Annotated in this window: 15 protein-coding genes; 8 read left to right on the top strand and 7 right to left on the bottom strand. The window is 67.9% G+C overall.

Annotated elements, in window-relative coordinates; translation table 11 throughout:
- Positions 1-22 precede the first annotated feature (22 nt).
- Together A5764_RS25980 and A5764_RS25975 are read left to right on the top strand one after the other, a co-directional pair.
- Positions 23-697 (top strand): hypothetical protein, encoded by a 675-nt coding sequence (locus A5764_RS25980; RefSeq protein ID WP_067119382.1) that lies wholly within the window; start codon positions 23-25, stop codon positions 695-697.
- Positions 698-722: 25 nt separating this feature from the next.
- Positions 723-1568: an SAM-dependent methyltransferase gene (locus tag A5764_RS25975; protein WP_067119379.1), complete on the top strand. Its 846-nt coding sequence runs from the start codon at positions 723-725 to the stop codon at positions 1566-1568.
- Positions 1569-1579: 11 nt separating this feature from the next.
- On the opposite strand, the gene A5764_RS25970 is transcribed toward A5764_RS25975, so the two are convergent.
- Positions 1580-2413, bottom strand: coding sequence for a family 16 glycosylhydrolase (locus tag A5764_RS25970; RefSeq protein WP_067119376.1), 834 nt, complete (start codon positions 2411-2413; stop codon positions 1580-1582).
- Positions 2414-3077: 664 nt separating this feature from the next.
- Here A5764_RS25970 and A5764_RS25965 point away from each other — a divergent pair.
- Positions 3078-3512, top strand: a complete 435-nt coding sequence (locus tag A5764_RS25965) for a hypothetical protein (protein ID WP_156664893.1) — start codon at positions 3078-3080, stop codon at positions 3510-3512.
- A 42-nt stretch (positions 3513-3554) separates the two neighbouring features.
- The gene (locus A5764_RS25960; RefSeq protein ID WP_067119371.1) at positions 3555-3755 is read left to right on the top strand and encodes a hypothetical protein; all 201 of its coding nucleotides are present in this window, start codon (positions 3555-3557) and stop codon (positions 3753-3755) included.
- On the opposite strand, the gene A5764_RS25955 is transcribed toward A5764_RS25960, so the two are convergent.
- Positions 3739-4425: a TetR/AcrR family transcriptional regulator gene (locus A5764_RS25955; RefSeq protein WP_067119368.1), complete on the bottom strand. Its 687-nt coding sequence runs from the start codon at positions 4423-4425 to the stop codon at positions 3739-3741. The genes A5764_RS25960 and A5764_RS25955 overlap by 17 nt on opposite strands.
- A gap of 123 nt (positions 4426-4548) precedes the next feature.
- Between A5764_RS25955 and A5764_RS25950 the strand changes: the two genes are divergently transcribed.
- Together A5764_RS25950 and A5764_RS25945 are read left to right on the top strand one after the other, a co-directional pair.
- Complete coding sequence (locus A5764_RS25950) at positions 4549-5862, top strand: cytochrome P450 (RefSeq protein WP_067119365.1); 1314 nt, start codon at positions 4549-4551, stop codon at positions 5860-5862.
- A gap of 26 nt (positions 5863-5888) precedes the next feature.
- Positions 5889-6299 carry a nitroreductase family deazaflavin-dependent oxidoreductase gene (locus tag A5764_RS25945; protein WP_067119362.1) on the top strand — a complete coding sequence of 137 codons (411 nt, stop codon included), beginning with the start codon at positions 5889-5891 and terminating at the stop codon, positions 6297-6299.
- A gap of 19 nt (positions 6300-6318) precedes the next feature.
- Here A5764_RS25945 and A5764_RS25940 read toward each other — a convergent pair whose 3' ends face one another.
- Positions 6319-6990, bottom strand: a complete 672-nt coding sequence (locus A5764_RS25940; protein ID WP_067119359.1) for a cutinase family protein — start codon at positions 6988-6990, stop codon at positions 6319-6321.
- Positions 6991-7081: 91 nt separating this feature from the next.
- Between A5764_RS25940 and A5764_RS25935 the strand changes: the two genes are divergently transcribed.
- A complete protein-coding gene (locus tag A5764_RS25935; protein WP_067119356.1) occupies positions 7082-7762 on the top strand; it encodes a class I SAM-dependent methyltransferase in 681 nt (226 codons plus the stop codon).
- Here A5764_RS25935 and A5764_RS25930 read toward each other — a convergent pair.
- The 4 genes from A5764_RS25930 to A5764_RS25910 all read right to left on the bottom strand — a co-directional run bounded on the left by A5764_RS25930 (position 7743) and on the right by A5764_RS25910 (position 12197).
- On the bottom strand, positions 7743-8819 hold the full coding sequence (locus A5764_RS25930; RefSeq protein ID WP_067119354.1) for a prenyltransferase: 1077 nt from the start codon (positions 8817-8819) through the stop codon (positions 7743-7745). The genes A5764_RS25935 and A5764_RS25930 overlap by 20 nt on opposite strands.
- Positions 8806-9564, bottom strand: a complete 759-nt coding sequence (locus tag A5764_RS25925) for a class I SAM-dependent methyltransferase (protein ID WP_067119352.1) — start codon at positions 9562-9564, stop codon at positions 8806-8808. Before A5764_RS25925 ends, A5764_RS25930 begins: the two co-directional genes overlap by 14 nt.
- Positions 9558-10787 carry a glycosyltransferase family 4 protein gene (locus A5764_RS25920; protein WP_067119350.1) on the bottom strand — a complete coding sequence of 410 codons (1230 nt, stop codon included), beginning with the start codon at positions 10785-10787 and terminating at the stop codon, positions 9558-9560. The genes A5764_RS25925 and A5764_RS25920 overlap by 7 nt, the downstream gene beginning before the upstream one ends.
- Positions 10788-11618: 831 nt before the next feature.
- A complete protein-coding gene (locus tag A5764_RS25910; RefSeq protein WP_067119747.1) occupies positions 11619-12197 on the bottom strand; it encodes a sigma-70 family RNA polymerase sigma factor in 579 nt (192 codons plus the stop codon).
- A gap of 398 nt (positions 12198-12595) precedes the next feature.
- On the opposite strand from A5764_RS25910, the gene A5764_RS25905 reads away from it, so the two are divergent.
- On the top strand, positions 12596-14257 hold the full coding sequence (locus A5764_RS25905; protein WP_082951918.1) for a PE family protein: 1662 nt from the start codon (positions 12596-12598) through the stop codon (positions 14255-14257).
- The last annotated feature ends 82 nt before the right edge of the window (positions 14258-14339 follow it).

The following is a 14339-nucleotide window of genomic DNA, read 5'->3' as shown; positions in this document are numbered from 1 at the left end:
GCTGAACGGGAGGTTTGGCGCGATGAACGTGGTGTCGCGAATCGCCTTGACGCCCATCGCCCTGACGTCGATGGTGGTGCTGCCGCCGATGGGACCGGCTGCCGGCGATCCGCCCCCCACCGAGGTGATCACCGCGGTTGCCGTCGGGCCCGGCGGCCAACCGATCAACGGCTACCAGGAGGCGCCGCCACAAGGCAACGTCACCACCGTCAGCGAGTGCACCACACCGTCGCCGTCGACGGTGGCAGCGGATGTGTACTCCTGCTCGCCCAGCGCGGCCGGCGCCGGCACCTGCTGGCCGTCGACGCCCGGCTCCCTGTTGTGCGTGGACGATCCCTGGGACAAGCGCCTGCATCGGGTGTCCTACGACGGCCCGCTGCCGCCCGTGCAGCCGACCGCCACCCCGGACCCGTTCGCACTGACACTGGACGACGGCACCCGTTGCCAGCTCCGCAACGGAGGCGCCTGGGGTGGGCGCCCCGACGGGTACGTCGGTGTCTACGGATGCGGCGGCCCGGGCAGCAATCTCGCGGTGCTGTGGCTGCCCAGCCAGGGCGCCGGGACCTGCGTCGACCGCTCGTCGGCGGTGTGGACGGTCAAAGTCGGTCAGCTGGGCGCACCCGGCGCTGCCGTCCCGCCGCCCCAGACCCGGGCGGTGACGGCCGCGTGGCTCGCTGGAGCCAGGGCCGGGGAGTGAAGCGACAAGTGTTATAACGCAACGTATGTCAAGCCCCGGCCAATCGATTAGCCACGTTTCCGACACCGCCCGCTGGACGGCGCTGCACCGGGCCACCGAATCCGCCCGTCCCGACGCGCTGTTCAGCGACCCGCTCGCCGCCCGTCTCGCCGGCGAGCACGGCCGCGCCATCGTCGCGCGCGCGCCCCGGATGACCCGCAACGGGTGGTGGCTCGTCGCGCGCACCAAGATCATCGACGACACCATCATCCAGGCGATCGCCGACGGCTGTGACCGGGTGTTGAACCTGGCCGCGGGCTTGGACACGCGGCCCTACCGGTTGCAGCTCCCCGCGGAATTCACCTGGGTGGAGGCCGATCTGCCGAAGTTGCTCGAGGAAAAGACGCGGCTGCTGGCCGACCAGACCCCGCGATGCCGGCTGACCCGGACCGCCGTCGACCTGGCCGACCCCGGGGCGCGGGCCGCCTTCCTGGATGAGGCGCTCGACGGCGCGACCAGAGCGCTGGTCCTGACCGAAGGCCTGCTGATGTATCTCGACGACGCCGACGTCGTCGCGCTCTCCGACGCGATCAAGCGTCCCGAGGTCACCTGGTGGATGCTCGACTTATCCGGTCCGGGGCTGAAGAAGATGATGAACAAGAAGATGGCCGACCTGCTGCAAAACGCGCCGTTCAAGTTCGCGCCCGAGAACGGGTTGACCTACTTCGAGGACCTGGGCTGGCGCACGGTCGAGGTGGAATCGCTGTTCGTGGCCGCCCACCGGCTCCGCCGGTTGCCGGTGTTCATGCGCCCGGGCGCCTGGCTGCCCCAGCCGGACCCGCGCCGACCGGGGTCGAGGGTCTGGAGCGCGGTCGCCCTATTGACCCACTGAGCGGTCCGGGATCACCAGACCCGTATCCAGTCGACGAGCATGTCGGCCGGATAGGTCCCCGACCCGGGATCCCCGCCGCCGGAGCCGGCAACCGCGAGATTGAAGACCGGATAGACGGTGTACCCGGGCCCGTTGAACGGCCAGTCCGGCAGCGAGCTGGCCGGCACGTCGAAGTACGGCTGCGCGCCGTCGACATAGTCTTTCCAGAAGCGGATGCCGGCGTCGTCCCACTGGGTGCGCCAGGTGTGCCAGGCGCTGTCCACCGCGATGTTGTGCGTCTTCCATTCGCCACCGTTCGCCTTCGCGTGAACGGTGGTGGCCGAGGGCCAGTTGCCGTTGCCGTACCACTCCATGACGTCGATCTCGCCCTGATCGTCATTGCCCAGCCAATACGCGGGCCAAGCGCCCGCGGTCAGGCAGTTGAGCTTGATCCGGGCTTCCCAGGTGTGGCCGACCCCGCCGCGCCAGAGGCTTTGCACCTTGCCGCTGAAGTACGTGGGGCCGTCTTTGGCGGCGCGCAGCACGAGGTTGGAGTTGCCGTCGAGGAAGACGTTGTGGCGGTCGTCGCGGTACTGCCCGATGTTCTCGGGCCGCTCCCAATACGTCGGATCCTTGATCGTCTCGCGGGCCTTCGCGATCGCCCATTTCGACGAGTCGGGCGCCGAGCCGGCCGGGCCGTCGAATTCGTCGTGGAAGATGTAGCTCCCGGTCTGGCCGCTGGGCGCGGCCGGCGGCACCCGACCCTGTCCCGACGGGTAGGCCCGGGCCTGGGGAAGCGGCAGCGCGGCTGCCAGCACGCCGATCCCGGTGGTCAGCATCATGCGGCGGCGGTCCATCTCCGGCATAAGCAAGGGACGATAGCAGCCCAGCCCCCGCGGGGTCGAAACAGCAATTCTGTCGGTGCCCGTCGCTACAGTTCGGATCGCGGTGGGCCGGAAACGGGCGGCGGCGCGGTAGCGGTTCTGGATTCGGGCGAATTCACGGCCAATTCTCATGTTTGCGCATGGTTTGGTCTCAGGATTACCAGGGCATTCTGGAATCACGATCCGATAACCAGCGTTGTTACATTTTGCGGGTTGCCCGGGGAGGAGTGGAATCGTGGCGAATGAATCCGGAGCGACGGTTATTTTCCTTGAATCGCATCCGACTTGGCTGGCTGCCCAGCGCCGTGCCCGGGAGCGAACCGAAGCGATGCACCGCCACCCGTCCTCCCTTACGCGCCACCGCGCGGCGGCTTCGGGCGCGGTTAGTCGGAAGTTCAAGGTGTACTCCAGCACCGACACCCCGGCCTGAGCTTTCCCGCGCGGGCGGGCGAATCGAACGGCGTGACGGCCCGACAACGAATACGCCAATTTCGCATTCGGTCCAGTCGCATTAGCTGGTGTCTTCGCCTGATCGCCTTTAGCGCGCACGCCGGACGCGAATTCGGCTCCCTTTGTGGTTGACCGTTTACATCGCCGGGCCGAGCTACTACGCTGGGTAGTAGCCTGATCTTGGCGGGAGAAGCGGATGGTCAACGCCCCAGTGACAGCGCAGCGCGGCATGACCGTGGCGATGGTCGCGTTCGTCGCGGCGTTCCTCCTCCACGCGGTCGATCACCTTCGACGGGGGATGCAGGCATCGCCGCCGCCGGTCGTGGTTGGCGGCATGATCCAGGCCGTCTTCGTCCTGATGGGGGCGGTTCTGGTGTTGCGGCACCACCGGTGGGCCGCGCATGCCGCGGTCTTCGTGGGTTTCGGCAGCGTGCTGTTGTTCACCTACGGCCACCTGCTGCCCACGTTCCTGCCCGGCTATCAAGACAGCTTCACGTCGGGCCCGCGGATCAACGTCACGTGGTTCTCCTGGCTGACCGCCGTGGGCGAGATCGGTGCCGGGCTGGTCCTCGGCTATGTCGGCCTGCAAGCGCGCGCTCGCCATGAATCACGTTGCGAGGCAAGGCAATAGCAAAGGCTGCGGAAAGGCTCAGACGTCGGCATAATCCTTGGTGTGCCGCAGACCCACAGAGCCAAGGCGCTCGCCAACCCAGCCCAGCCGCATAGCGCACTTCTGCACGAATTGGAGCGCTACATCGAGGCCCACAATTCCAGCGTGACCGACGTCAATGTGGTGAGCGCGACGGACACCGGTCAGGCGGACACCAGCCACAAGCCCGTCCGCCATTGGTACCAGGTCACGTACGAGGCGTGATACCGCCGGAACCCCCGATGATCATCGGCAGCAGGTATTGGCGCACGTAGGCGCGGGTGTCGTCGATGGTGTCGAGCTTGATGCTGGTGTGCGGGGTAACGATGAAGGACAAGGTGAGCCGGGTGTGCAGCTCGGCGACGGTGCGCAAGTGGCGCTCTTGGTCGGCAGTTGTGCCGGTCGTGCCGTAGATCTCAGTGCGCAATTCGGCTGCGGACTGCTCCACGGCGAAGTCGATTATCGGGCCGGCGTCGACGGTCAGGCTCGGCAGGATGGTCTCGGGTTCGGTGCGCAGCAATTTCTTGAGTAGCGCGTGTTCGCGCAGGAACGTCACCGTGAACACGGTGCCGTAAACCAGCCGGTCTTCGAGGCCGGTGGCATGCGAACAGGCTTGTTCGTTGCCATCGAAGTAGCGACGCGCCTCGGCGAGGACGACGGCGTCGATGAGGGCCGCCTTGGTGGGGAAGCGGCGGTACAGGGTCGCCCGGCCGACGCCGCTGCGACGGGCGACGTCCTCCATCGTGATGCGCCGCATTCCGACGAGTTCGGCCTGCTCGACGGTGGCCCCCAGGATCCGGGTGGTGATCTCGTCGGGTCGATGCAGTTGGGCGAGCACGGCGGGCTCGGGAGCGGTGAGGCGCCGCACGAAGTCCGCCGTTCGGCTCGTGGTCACGTGATCGCTCCTTGCTCGCTCATGCGGGTCGCCGTATCGTAGCGATCGATACGCTGCGAGACATTACTCGTCTATCTGTCTCGCAAAGCATCGTAGCGGATATTCCGTCGCTGGGGGGTTGCCATGGGCGTTGGCCTGTTCGGCCGGTGGGTCGCCATGCACGGGGTAGCCCGGGCGTTCATGAAGGTGCAGGCGCGGCGCGGCGACCCGTTGGCCCGGCTGATCGCCGGCCACGGCCGCGGCATCGATCCCTACCCGCTCATGGAGCAAATCCGGGCGGGGCGACCGCTGGTACGCGCGCCGTTCACGTGGGTGAGCGTGGACCACGATCTATGCCGAGAAGTGTTGCGCGACAAACGCTTCGGTGTGACCGCCCCGGCCGCCATGGACCTGCCGAGGCCGCTGCGCGCGCTCATCTCGCGAACCGACGAGCGGGCGGTCGCCAATCCGGTCGAACCGCCCGCGATGGTCGTCGTCGACCCGCCCGAGCACACGCGTTACCGGCAGTTGGTGGCCCAAAGCTTCACCCCGCGCGCGATCGACAGGCTCACCGACCGCGTCACCGAGGTGACCGACCAGCTCCTCGCGCGCCTCGCCGCGATCCCGCACCCGGACCTGATCGGCGATTTCGCGTCCCAGCTGCCGGTGGCGATCATCGGCGAGATCCTCGACCTGCCAGCCGACGCGCACCCGCGGATGTTGGAGTGGGGCCACAGCGGGGCCCCGCTGCTGGACATCGGGATCAGCTGGCGCACCTACCGGCGGGCCATCGACAGCCTGCGCGGCGCCGACCGTGAGCTGCGGGATCGCTTCCACCAGCTCAGTGCCGGTGCCACGGGCGACAATCCGTTCAGCCGGCTGGCCACCCACGGCACGCTGACCGACCACGAGTTCACCGCCAACGCCGCGCTGCTGATCGGCGCGGGCTTCGAGACCACGGTCAACCTGATCGGCAACGGCATCGTTCTGCTGCTGCGGCACCCGGAGCAACTCGCGCGGCTACGCGACGACCCCGAGCTGTGGCCGTCCGCCGTCGAGGAGATCCTGCGGATGGACAGCCCGGTGCAGATGACGGCGCGCACCGCGCACTGCGACGTCGAGATGGGCGGTCAGCGCGTCGCCGCGGGCGACATGGTTGCCCTGCTCCTCAGCGGCGCCAACCGCGACCCAGAGGTGTTCGAGGACCCCGCCAGGTTCGACGTCGCCCGGCCCAACTCGCGCGAGCACCTTGCGTTCGCGTCCGGCATCCATGCCTGCCTTGGCGCGGCGCTGGCGCGCATTGAAGGCACCACCGCGCTGCGCGCGTTGTTCGAGAACTTTCCCGATCTGGAGCTGGCCGCGCCGCCGCAACCGCGGGGGCTGGTGAACCTGCGCGGATTCACCCGGCTGCCGGCGCGGCTCGGCAGCAGGAAAACCGCCGTCGACCTTTCCGCGTGACGAAATCGCCCGACTTAAGGAGCCGCATGTCCCCCCAGGATCATCCCAACAGCGCACCGGGCCTACCCATGCTGTTTCCGCGCTGGCTAGACCGGTGGCAGATGCGGTACATGAATCCGGTCATGCGGCGAGGGGCGCGCTATCTTCCCACGTTCGCGGTGGTCGAACACCGCGGTCGCAAGTCGGGCAAGCCGTATGAGACCGTCGTGAACGCGTTCCGCAAAGGCAACGTGCTCGCCGTCCTGCTGGGCCACGGTAAGACCGACTGGGTCAAGAACGTGCTGGCCGCGGGCGAGGCGGAGGTGAAAATTCGAGGGCGCGACGTGCGCATCACCAACCCGCGGGTGCTGCCCGCCGGTTCCGACGCCGAGGGACTGCCGCGCCTCGTGCGATTGGGAGCGCGCCGCATGGGGGTTCTGGTCGCCGACATCGCCTGAGGCGCGTCGACCCGATCGGCTACAGCTTGCCGGCGACGAAGTCGGCCGCCTGGTTGGCCATGCCCGCGTCGATGTAGGCGCTCGCGAGGTGTTGTGGCCAGTTCTCTTTCCAGGTGTTCGGGTCGGCCGGGTTGCACACGGGATCGGCGCCGTGGCACAGCTCGATCGTCCTGTCGTTGTAGAGCGGGTTGAAGTTCGTGATCGGCCCCATCCATTGGCTTCCGTTGCCGAACAGCGCGACGGCGGCGATGTGTTGATCGGTGCCGTCCGGCAGGGGACTGTCGAAACCGAAGGCGTTGAAGGGCACCGCGAGCACCACGTCGGTGACGGCCGCGCCCAGCGAATAGCCGCCCAGCACCAGCCGCGTGTCGGGGCAGGAGTTGACCACGTTCTGGATGTGATGGCTCATGTCGTTGGCCCCGATGTCGATCTCCGTGTCGGCGGGGTACTTCACCGCGTAGGTGCCGATGTTCTTGTTGCCGGCCTTGGACCGGAGCGCGCTGATGAACGCGTTGCCCAGGACCCCCGCCCCCGCGGATTCGTATCGGCCGCGCGCGAAGACGACCTCGACCTGCGGGCAGCTCGCGGCCGCGGCCGTCGGTGTCGCGGACGGAAGCGCCCACAGGCCGGCCGCGGTCACCACCGCGGCCAGCGTGATATCAACCAATTTGCGGGAAGGCAAAGCGTGCACAGCATGATGGTAAAGGGATCGCGCCCAACCCGCTGGCCGATGGTGTCGACCACCCCGACGATGCGACGTAGCCGACGGATATGTTCGGCTCATGGGCCGCGCCGACACCAGTTCCCCGAAGCGCTTGTTTGCGCTGGCCGAGCAGGTGCAAGGCTTCATGCCACCCGACGAGGGCCGCGCGCTCTATGACGCCGCGCTGCGGTACCTGAACGGCGGCGTGGGCGTCGAGATCGGCACCTACTGCGGCAAATCCACCCTGTTGCTCGGGGCGGCGGCGCAACAAACCGACAGCGTGCTCTACACCGTCGACCATCATCACGGCTCGGAGGAACACCAACCGGGCTGGGAATACCACGACACCTCGATGGTCGACGGCGTCACCGGGTTGTTCGACACGCTGCCGACGTTTCGCCGCACGCTCGACTCGGCCGGGCTGGACGACCACGTTGTCGCCGTGGTGGGCAAGTCGCCCGTTGTCGCGCGGGGGTGGCGCTCACCGCTGCAGTTTTTGTTCATCGACGGCGGCCATTCGGAAAAAGCCGCGACCGAGGACTTCGAGGGATGGGCGAAGTGGGTCAGCGTCGGTGGGGCGCTGGTCATCCACGACGTGTTCCCCGACCCCCGCGACGGAGGGCGGCCCCCCTACTACATCTATTGCCGCGCTGTGGATTCCGGTCAGTTTCGCGAGGTTTCGGCCACGGGGTCGCTGCGGGTACTGGAACGCACCGGCGGCCAACCGGGCGAGCCGATCGTCACCGCCCCGGCCCGGTAACCACGCATTCGCAGTCGAAATCGCTCTGCAGGCCCATCGGCAGCCCGTCACCGCGGAAGATCGCGCCGCCCGCCGTGGTGTCCGACAGCGCGTCGGCCGCCAGGATCATCGCCGCCCCGGTCCAGGTGGTGCGCTCCTCGGGCCAGCGCTTCCCGTCGGCGAATACCAGACCCGTCCAATAGGAGCCGTCCTCTTCACGCAGGTGTTGCATCGCCGCGAACTGCTGATGTGCGGCGGACCGGTGGCCGATGGCATCGAGGGCCATGACCAATTCGCATGTCTCGGCGCCCGTGACCCAGGGCCGATCGTCGACGCAACGGATGCCCAGGCCGCTCACCACGAAGTCGTTCCAGCGCTGTTTGATTCGGTCTGCGGCCGCCGGGCCGCGCAGCGCACCGCCGAGGATCGGGTAGTACCAGTCCATCGAGTAGCGGTCCTTTTCGGTGAACGCCTCGGGGTGCGCTGCGATCGCGTGGCCCAGCCGCCCCAGCGCCAGTTCCCATTCAGGCTGCGGGTCCCCGGCGAGAGCGGCCAGCGCCAGCGCGCAGCGCAGACTGTGGAACACGCTGGCGCAACCGGTCATCAACGCTTCCGGCAGCGGCCCGGATTCGCTTCGGGCCCAAGCGATCTCGCCGTAACCGAACTGCAGGTCGATGACGAAGTCGACCGCCTTGTGTACGACCGGCCACATCTGGGCGGCGAATGACCTGTCGCCGGTGATCAGCATATGGTGCCACACGCCGGTGGCGATGTATGCGCAGAAGTTGCTGTCGCTGTTGGCGTCTTCGATGACGCCTGCACGCGTTTGGATGGGCCACGAGCCGTCGGGCCGTTGCGTGCGGCGGCTCCACTCGAACGCGGCGCGCGCCGGGTCCAGCAGCCCGGCCACGGTGAGCGCCATGGCGCACTCGATGTGATCCCACGGATCGGTGTGGCCACCGTCGAACCAGGGGATGGCGCCCGACGATTCCTGCGCAGCGGCGATCGACATCGCGGTCTGGCGGCATTGGCCGGGCGTGAGGACACCCGGGACGGCCGGCGCGCTATACCGATGCAACTGAATACCCCGGGGCGGCTTCGCTTCCCGTCGCCTGCGGCTTCGTGAAGTACATCGCGATGCTCTTGCCGACGAGCGGGTTGAGCAGTGACTCCGCCAGCTGCGTTATCTTCGGCCGCCGCATCAGATCCCACACCAGGAGCTGGTGATACGCGGCGACGGCGGGATGGTCCGAATTCGACACGCCGACCGCGCATTTGAGCCACCAGAACGGTGAGTGCAGCGCGTGTGCGTGATGGGCGTGGGTCAATTCCATTCCGCCGCCGGTGATCTTGTCCCGCAGCTCGCTGGCCCGGTAGATGCGGACGTGGCCACCCTCGTTGCTGTGGTATTCGTTGGAAAGCAGCCAGCACACCCGTTCGGGAAGCCAGCGCGGCACGCTGACCGCCAGTGTGCCACCGACTTTGAGGACTCTGACCAGTTCGGCGATCGCGGCTTCGTCCTGGAGTACGTGTTCCAGGATTTCGGATGCGATGACGCAGTCGAACGTCTCGTCGGCGTACGGCAAACTCAGCGCGTCACCCAGAACCGCCTTCGCCGACGCCGCCGCGGGCGCCTCTCCGGCTTCTTTCATCGCACGCAAGATAGCTTCCACGGAGCGCAACTCGGACGCGTCGCGGTCGAAGGCGATGACGTCGGCGCCGCGCCGATAGGCTTCGAAGGCATGCCGGCCGGCCCCACAGCCAACGTCGATCACCTTGACCGAAGGCCTGACGCCGAGCCGGTCGAAATCGACCGTCAGCATCGCGCGATCGCCCGCTCGTAAACCCCCACCGTCTGAGCGGCCACAGCTTCCCAGCTGAATACGTTGACCGCGCGATTTCGGCCGGCCCTGCCCATGCTGCGGCGCTTTTCCGGCGAGTCGAGAAGCGACCCGAGCGCGCCGGTCAGCGCGTCGACATCGGCCGCGGGAACCAGCTCGGCGCACGCGCCGTCGGTGCCGAGGACCTCCGGTAGCGCACCGACCCGGCTGGCCACGATCGGGGTTCCGCTCGCCATCGCTTCCACGGCCGGCAGCGAAAACCCTTCGTAGAGAGACGGAATGCAGGCGACCTCGGCCGAAGCGAATAGCGCCGCGAGTTCGGCGTCGGACAGCCCGCTGGTGATGTGGACGATGTCGGAGATCCCGAGTTCGGCGATGAGCTTGTGGGTGGGGCCGTTGGGTTCGACCTTGGCGACCAGCCGCAACTCGAGGTCTCGGCGCGTGCGCAGCCTGGCGACGGCGTGCAAAAGGTTCCGGACACCCTTGAGCGGGGTGTCGGCGCTGGCGATCGCGATGACGCGACCGGGTTTGCGCGGTTCTGCCCCCGGCTTGAACAGGTCGGTGTTGACGCCCAATGGCACCACGTGCAGTTGATCCGGCGAGACACCGAAGTCGGCGACGATGTCGGCGGCGGACGACGATGACACCGTCAGCAGGTCCGGGATGCGCCGCGCCACCTGCTCCTGCATCTTGGAGAATCCATACCAGCGGTGCACCAAGGGCTTTCGCCACCATTTCGCGGCGGCAACATCGAGCACCCGGTCGCGCGTGATGGGGTGGTGCACGGTGGCCACCACCGGCAGCCCCGCGCCGGCGAGGGTGAGCAGGCCGGTGCCCAGGCTCTGGTTGTCGTGTACGAGGTCGAATTCGTCAGCCCGCTCGGCCAATAGCCGGGCGACGCGCAGCGTGAACGTTCGCGGTTCGGGGAAGCCCGCCGTCCACACCGTCAGCAATTCCAACAGGTCGATCGAGTCGCGAATCTCGCGCGGGTGCGGCACCCGGAAGGGATCGGGTTCGCGGTACAGGTCGAGGCTGGGCACCTTGGTCAACCGCACTCGTGGATCGAGCAGTTGGGGATAGGGCTGGCCGGAGAACACTTCGACGTCGTGGCCGAGTTCGACCAGACCGCGGCTGAGGTGGCGCACGTAGACGCCCTGTCCGCCGCAATGGTCCTTACTGCGATAGGACAGCAGGGCAATTCGCATACTCAACTCTTAGCCGCCGAGGAGTTAGGACGGACAGCCGCCCCCCAATCCATCGCGATCAACGGGCCGCCGAGATCCGTGACAGCAAACTGGACATGTGTCCAGACTATAGTTCGATCACCTAAACGACGCAACGAGCCCGAACAACGCCGGGGCTGGGCGTAGCGGTCACGGCGCACCCGCCTCTGGGAACGCTGGCCGCCGAACTGCGGCGGGTTGGGAGGAGCGAACCTCGCACGATCGCAGTCGCGGCGCGGCGCGCTTCCTGCGCAGTGGGGCAGCTGTGGCGGATGTGACCTCACGGGGTAATTCACCGACCTCTCTCCTAGCGAGCATTTCGCATCCGCGAGTCGCCATCAATGAGGAAGGTTTGCGACCGTCATGCCCCAACCACATCGCTCGCTCAGTGCGCTGCCCGCCGTCGCCGCGACCGTGGCAGCTGTGGCGTTGGCCACAGGCTGCGCGAGTTCCGGCCCAACAGCTCAGCAGCAACCATCGATCACCTTCGGTTCTCAAGGCAGCGCAACGCCCGGAATGGCGGGTCAGGCCGCGCCGGTGCCCTCCGCTCCCGGCACGAGCAACATCGGGCCGTCGTCCGCGCCGCAGGTGCCGCTACCAGGCGCGGGCGAGCGGGTCGTGTTCGAGCGCAACGTCAAACCACTGTTCCGGCAACACGACCGTGAGTCCGGTTCTAGCCTTCAGACCGGCACACGGTAACGACGATCCGCCGCCCGTTAGTGCGCCTGACGTCCACGCGAAACGCGACGAGGTATATCTGGCAAATCCAAATGTCTTGGGGAACAGACATATTGGAAAACCCTGTGACTGAACTCAGATGAGGCCCTGATCCCGAGCCACTTCTTCCAGCAACCCGCGCAGCCTGCGGCGCGCGCTATGCAGGCGCGACATCACCGTTCCGATCGGGATGTCCAATATCTCCGCGATCTCTCGGTATCGGTAACCGTGGACATCGGCGTAGTAGACGGTCATTCGTTGGCTTTCCGGCAACGCTTCGAGTGCTTCGATCACCTTGCGGTCCGACAGGCTCTCGAGCACATCGAGCTCCGCGGGGCGCCACCGCGCCGAGCAAACCTCAAACCGCCCCCGGTGCTGTACGTGATCGATGTCTGCGCTTAGCTGCTCGGCGGGCCGGGACAGGGACTTCCGATGGTTGTTGATCCACGTGTTATGCATGATGCGATACAGCCATGCACGCAGACGCGATTCTTCCCGGAGTGTATGAAATTGACTGTAGGCCTTGAGCATCGTGTCCTGGATCAGATCCTCGGCGTCGGCGCGATTGCCAGTCAGCCTTCGAGCGGCGCCATAGAGGTCATCGAGCAGCGGGCCCACGTCGCGTTCGAATCGCATCGCCAACGCCGCGTCCCTGTCCAAGCATCCGGTTCCCATGCTCACATGGTCGGCTCGTGGAGCCTTGCCGCCAAGTTCTGATTTCGTTGAGACTCGACCGATTTCGGCGGCGCTCAAGCAACCGCAGCCCCACAGCAGCTCGATTATCGGTACATTCGCCCTCGAGTTATCGGCCCATTAGTGACGAGCATCATAGGGATAGACGCGAATACCCGGGCGCCACTGAGGTGTCAAACATCGTGTGAGCAAACAACTCCGAGAGACGCAGCTCACTGTCCCGTTAGCTAACAAGAGGTTTAGCAATGTCGTTCGCCGCTGTGACGCCAGGTCCGACCTGGCGCCGCAATGCCTCGGAGGCTTTGCTGGGCGGCGTGCCGGCCGAATGACATCAATTCGCCCTTGATGCTGGGGATTTCGTACACGGAAGGGAACGGGGTATGTCGTTTGTAGTCGTAGATCCGGAATGGGTGGAGTCAGCGGCCGGGCAGGTGGACAGCATCGGATCCGCCCTGGACGAGGCGCGTGTGGCGGCCGCCGTTCCCACTACCGCGCTGATGCCGGCTGCCCAGGATGAAGTATCGACCGCAGTGGCATCGCTATTCGCCGGAGTCGGCAAAGACTTCCAGGCGCTCGGCGCGCAGGCCAGCGAGTTTCATCAACGGTTTGTGCAGGCGCTGACCTCCGGCGTGGGCGCGTATGCGACCGCCGAGGCGGCCAATGCCTCACCGCTGCAGACGCTCGAGCAAGACGTGCTCGGGGTGATCAATGCACCCACCGAGACATTGTTGGGGCGTCCGCTGATCGGCAACGGCGCGAACGGAGCGACGGGCACCGGCCAGGCCGGTGGGGCCGGTGGGTTGTTGATCGGTAACGGCGGCAATGGCGGTTCGGGTGCTGCCGGGCAAACGGGTGGTGCGGGCGGCGCTGCCGGGCTGATCGGTGTCGGCGGAACCGGCGGCGCCGGCGGTACCGGCGCCGCGGGCGGCAACGGCGGCACCGGCGGGTTGCTGTGGGGCAGTGGCGGCATCGGCGGGGTAGGCGGAACCGGCGGCGGGACCGGCGGGGCTGGGGGTAACGGGCTGCTGTTCGGCAACGGCGGCATGGGCGGCATCGGTGGGGCCGCCACCGGCACCGGGAACGGCGGAGCCGGCGGCGCCGGCGGCAACGCTGGCTTCCTGGAAGGCATCGGCGGGACCGGCGGGGCTGGCGGCGCCGCTACCAGTGGGATCGCCGGGGCCGGCGGCGCCGGCGGCAACGGGTTAGGCCTCTTCACCGGTTTCGGCGGTACGGGTGGCACCGGGGGCGCCGCGACCACTGGAACCGGCGGGGTCGGCGGCACCGGCGGCGCCGGCTTCGCCCACAGCATCTTCGGAATCGACCTGGCAGCGGGCGGGACCGGCGGCGCCGGCGGCGCCGCTACCTCTGGATTGGCCGGCGCCGGCGGCGCCGGGGGTACCGGCACTGCCGCGGGCCTCGTCGCAATTGACCTGACCGAGGGCGGGGCGGGCGGCATCGGCGGCGCCGCCACCACGGGCGCCGCCGGAATCGGCGGTGCAGGCGGCGGCGCCGCCGCTCCCGACCTCGTCGGGTGGGGCGTTGCTGTGGGTGGCGCCGGTGGGTTCGGCGGGGCCGCCAGTGGTACCGGCGGGACCGGCGGGATCGGTGGTGCCGGGGGCATCGGCGCCGCGGCGGTCGGCATCGGCAGCGGGGGTGCCGGCGGGCACGGCGGCGTCTCCGCCCTCGGCAACGGTGGCGCGGGCGGCGGCGGCGGTGAGGCCGCCGGGCTACAGGCGGCCATCGGCGGGGCCGGCGGGGCCGGCGGCGACGCCCCCAATGGGATCGGCGGCAACGGCGGCAACGGTGGTGACGCCCTCAGCTTCCTCGCCGGCGGCGGTAACCGCGGGAACGCCGGCAGCGGCATCGGGCCCGCCGACGGCGGCAACGGCGGCGATGCCGGGGCAGTCGTCGACGGCTCCTTCACCCAGTCACTACTTGGCAACGGCGGCAACGGCGGCAATGGCATCAACGGCGGGACGGGTGGCATCGGCGGTAGCGCCGGCACGATCATCGGCACGCCCGGAACGAACGGATTGGCATAGCAGCGTTGTCGAGCCGCGGCTGCGCCGAGCATTTCCAACGTGGAACCTGCATGCGACCGTCGTCGACCCGAAATCCAGTCGC

The organism is Mycobacterium sp. 852002-51057_SCH5723018 (genome assembly GCF_001667035.1).
Classification (GTDB): domain Bacteria; phylum Actinomycetota; class Actinomycetes; order Mycobacteriales; family Mycobacteriaceae; genus Mycobacterium.
This window is presented reverse-complemented; position numbering and strand designations above follow the sequence as displayed.

What these genes read in the sequence shown, in the direction of transcription:
- A5764_RS25905 (WP_082951918.1), top strand. Translation starts at nt 12,596, where the DNA reads ATGTCGTTTGTAGTCGTAGATCCGGAATGGGTGGAGTCAGCGGCCGGG.
- A5764_RS25920 (WP_067119350.1), bottom strand. Translation starts at nt 10,787, where the DNA reads ATGCGAATTGCCCTGCTGTCCTATCGCAGTAAGGACCATTGCGGCGGA.
- A5764_RS25975 (WP_067119379.1), top strand. Translation starts at nt 723, where the DNA reads ATGTCAAGCCCCGGCCAATCGATTAGCCACGTTTCCGACACCGCCCGC.
- A5764_RS25980 (WP_067119382.1), top strand. Translation starts at nt 23, where the DNA reads ATGAACGTGGTGTCGCGAATCGCCTTGACGCCCATCGCCCTGACGTCG.
- A5764_RS25925 (WP_067119352.1), bottom strand. Translation starts at nt 9,564, where the DNA reads ATGCTGACGGTCGATTTCGACCGGCTCGGCGTCAGGCCTTCGGTCAAG.
- A5764_RS25965 (WP_156664893.1), top strand. Translation starts at nt 3,078, where the DNA reads ATGGTCAACGCCCCAGTGACAGCGCAGCGCGGCATGACCGTGGCGATG.
- A5764_RS25950 (WP_067119365.1), top strand. Translation starts at nt 4,549, where the DNA reads ATGGGCGTTGGCCTGTTCGGCCGGTGGGTCGCCATGCACGGGGTAGCC.
- A5764_RS25910 (WP_067119747.1), bottom strand. Translation starts at nt 12,197, where the DNA reads ATGGGAACCGGATGCTTGGACAGGGACGCGGCGTTGGCGATGCGATTC.
- A5764_RS25945 (WP_067119362.1), top strand. Translation starts at nt 5,889, where the DNA reads ATGTCCCCCCAGGATCATCCCAACAGCGCACCGGGCCTACCCATGCTG.
- A5764_RS25935 (WP_067119356.1), top strand. Translation starts at nt 7,082, where the DNA reads ATGGGCCGCGCCGACACCAGTTCCCCGAAGCGCTTGTTTGCGCTGGCC.
- A5764_RS25970 (WP_067119376.1), bottom strand. Translation starts at nt 2,413, where the DNA reads ATGCCGGAGATGGACCGCCGCCGCATGATGCTGACCACCGGGATCGGC.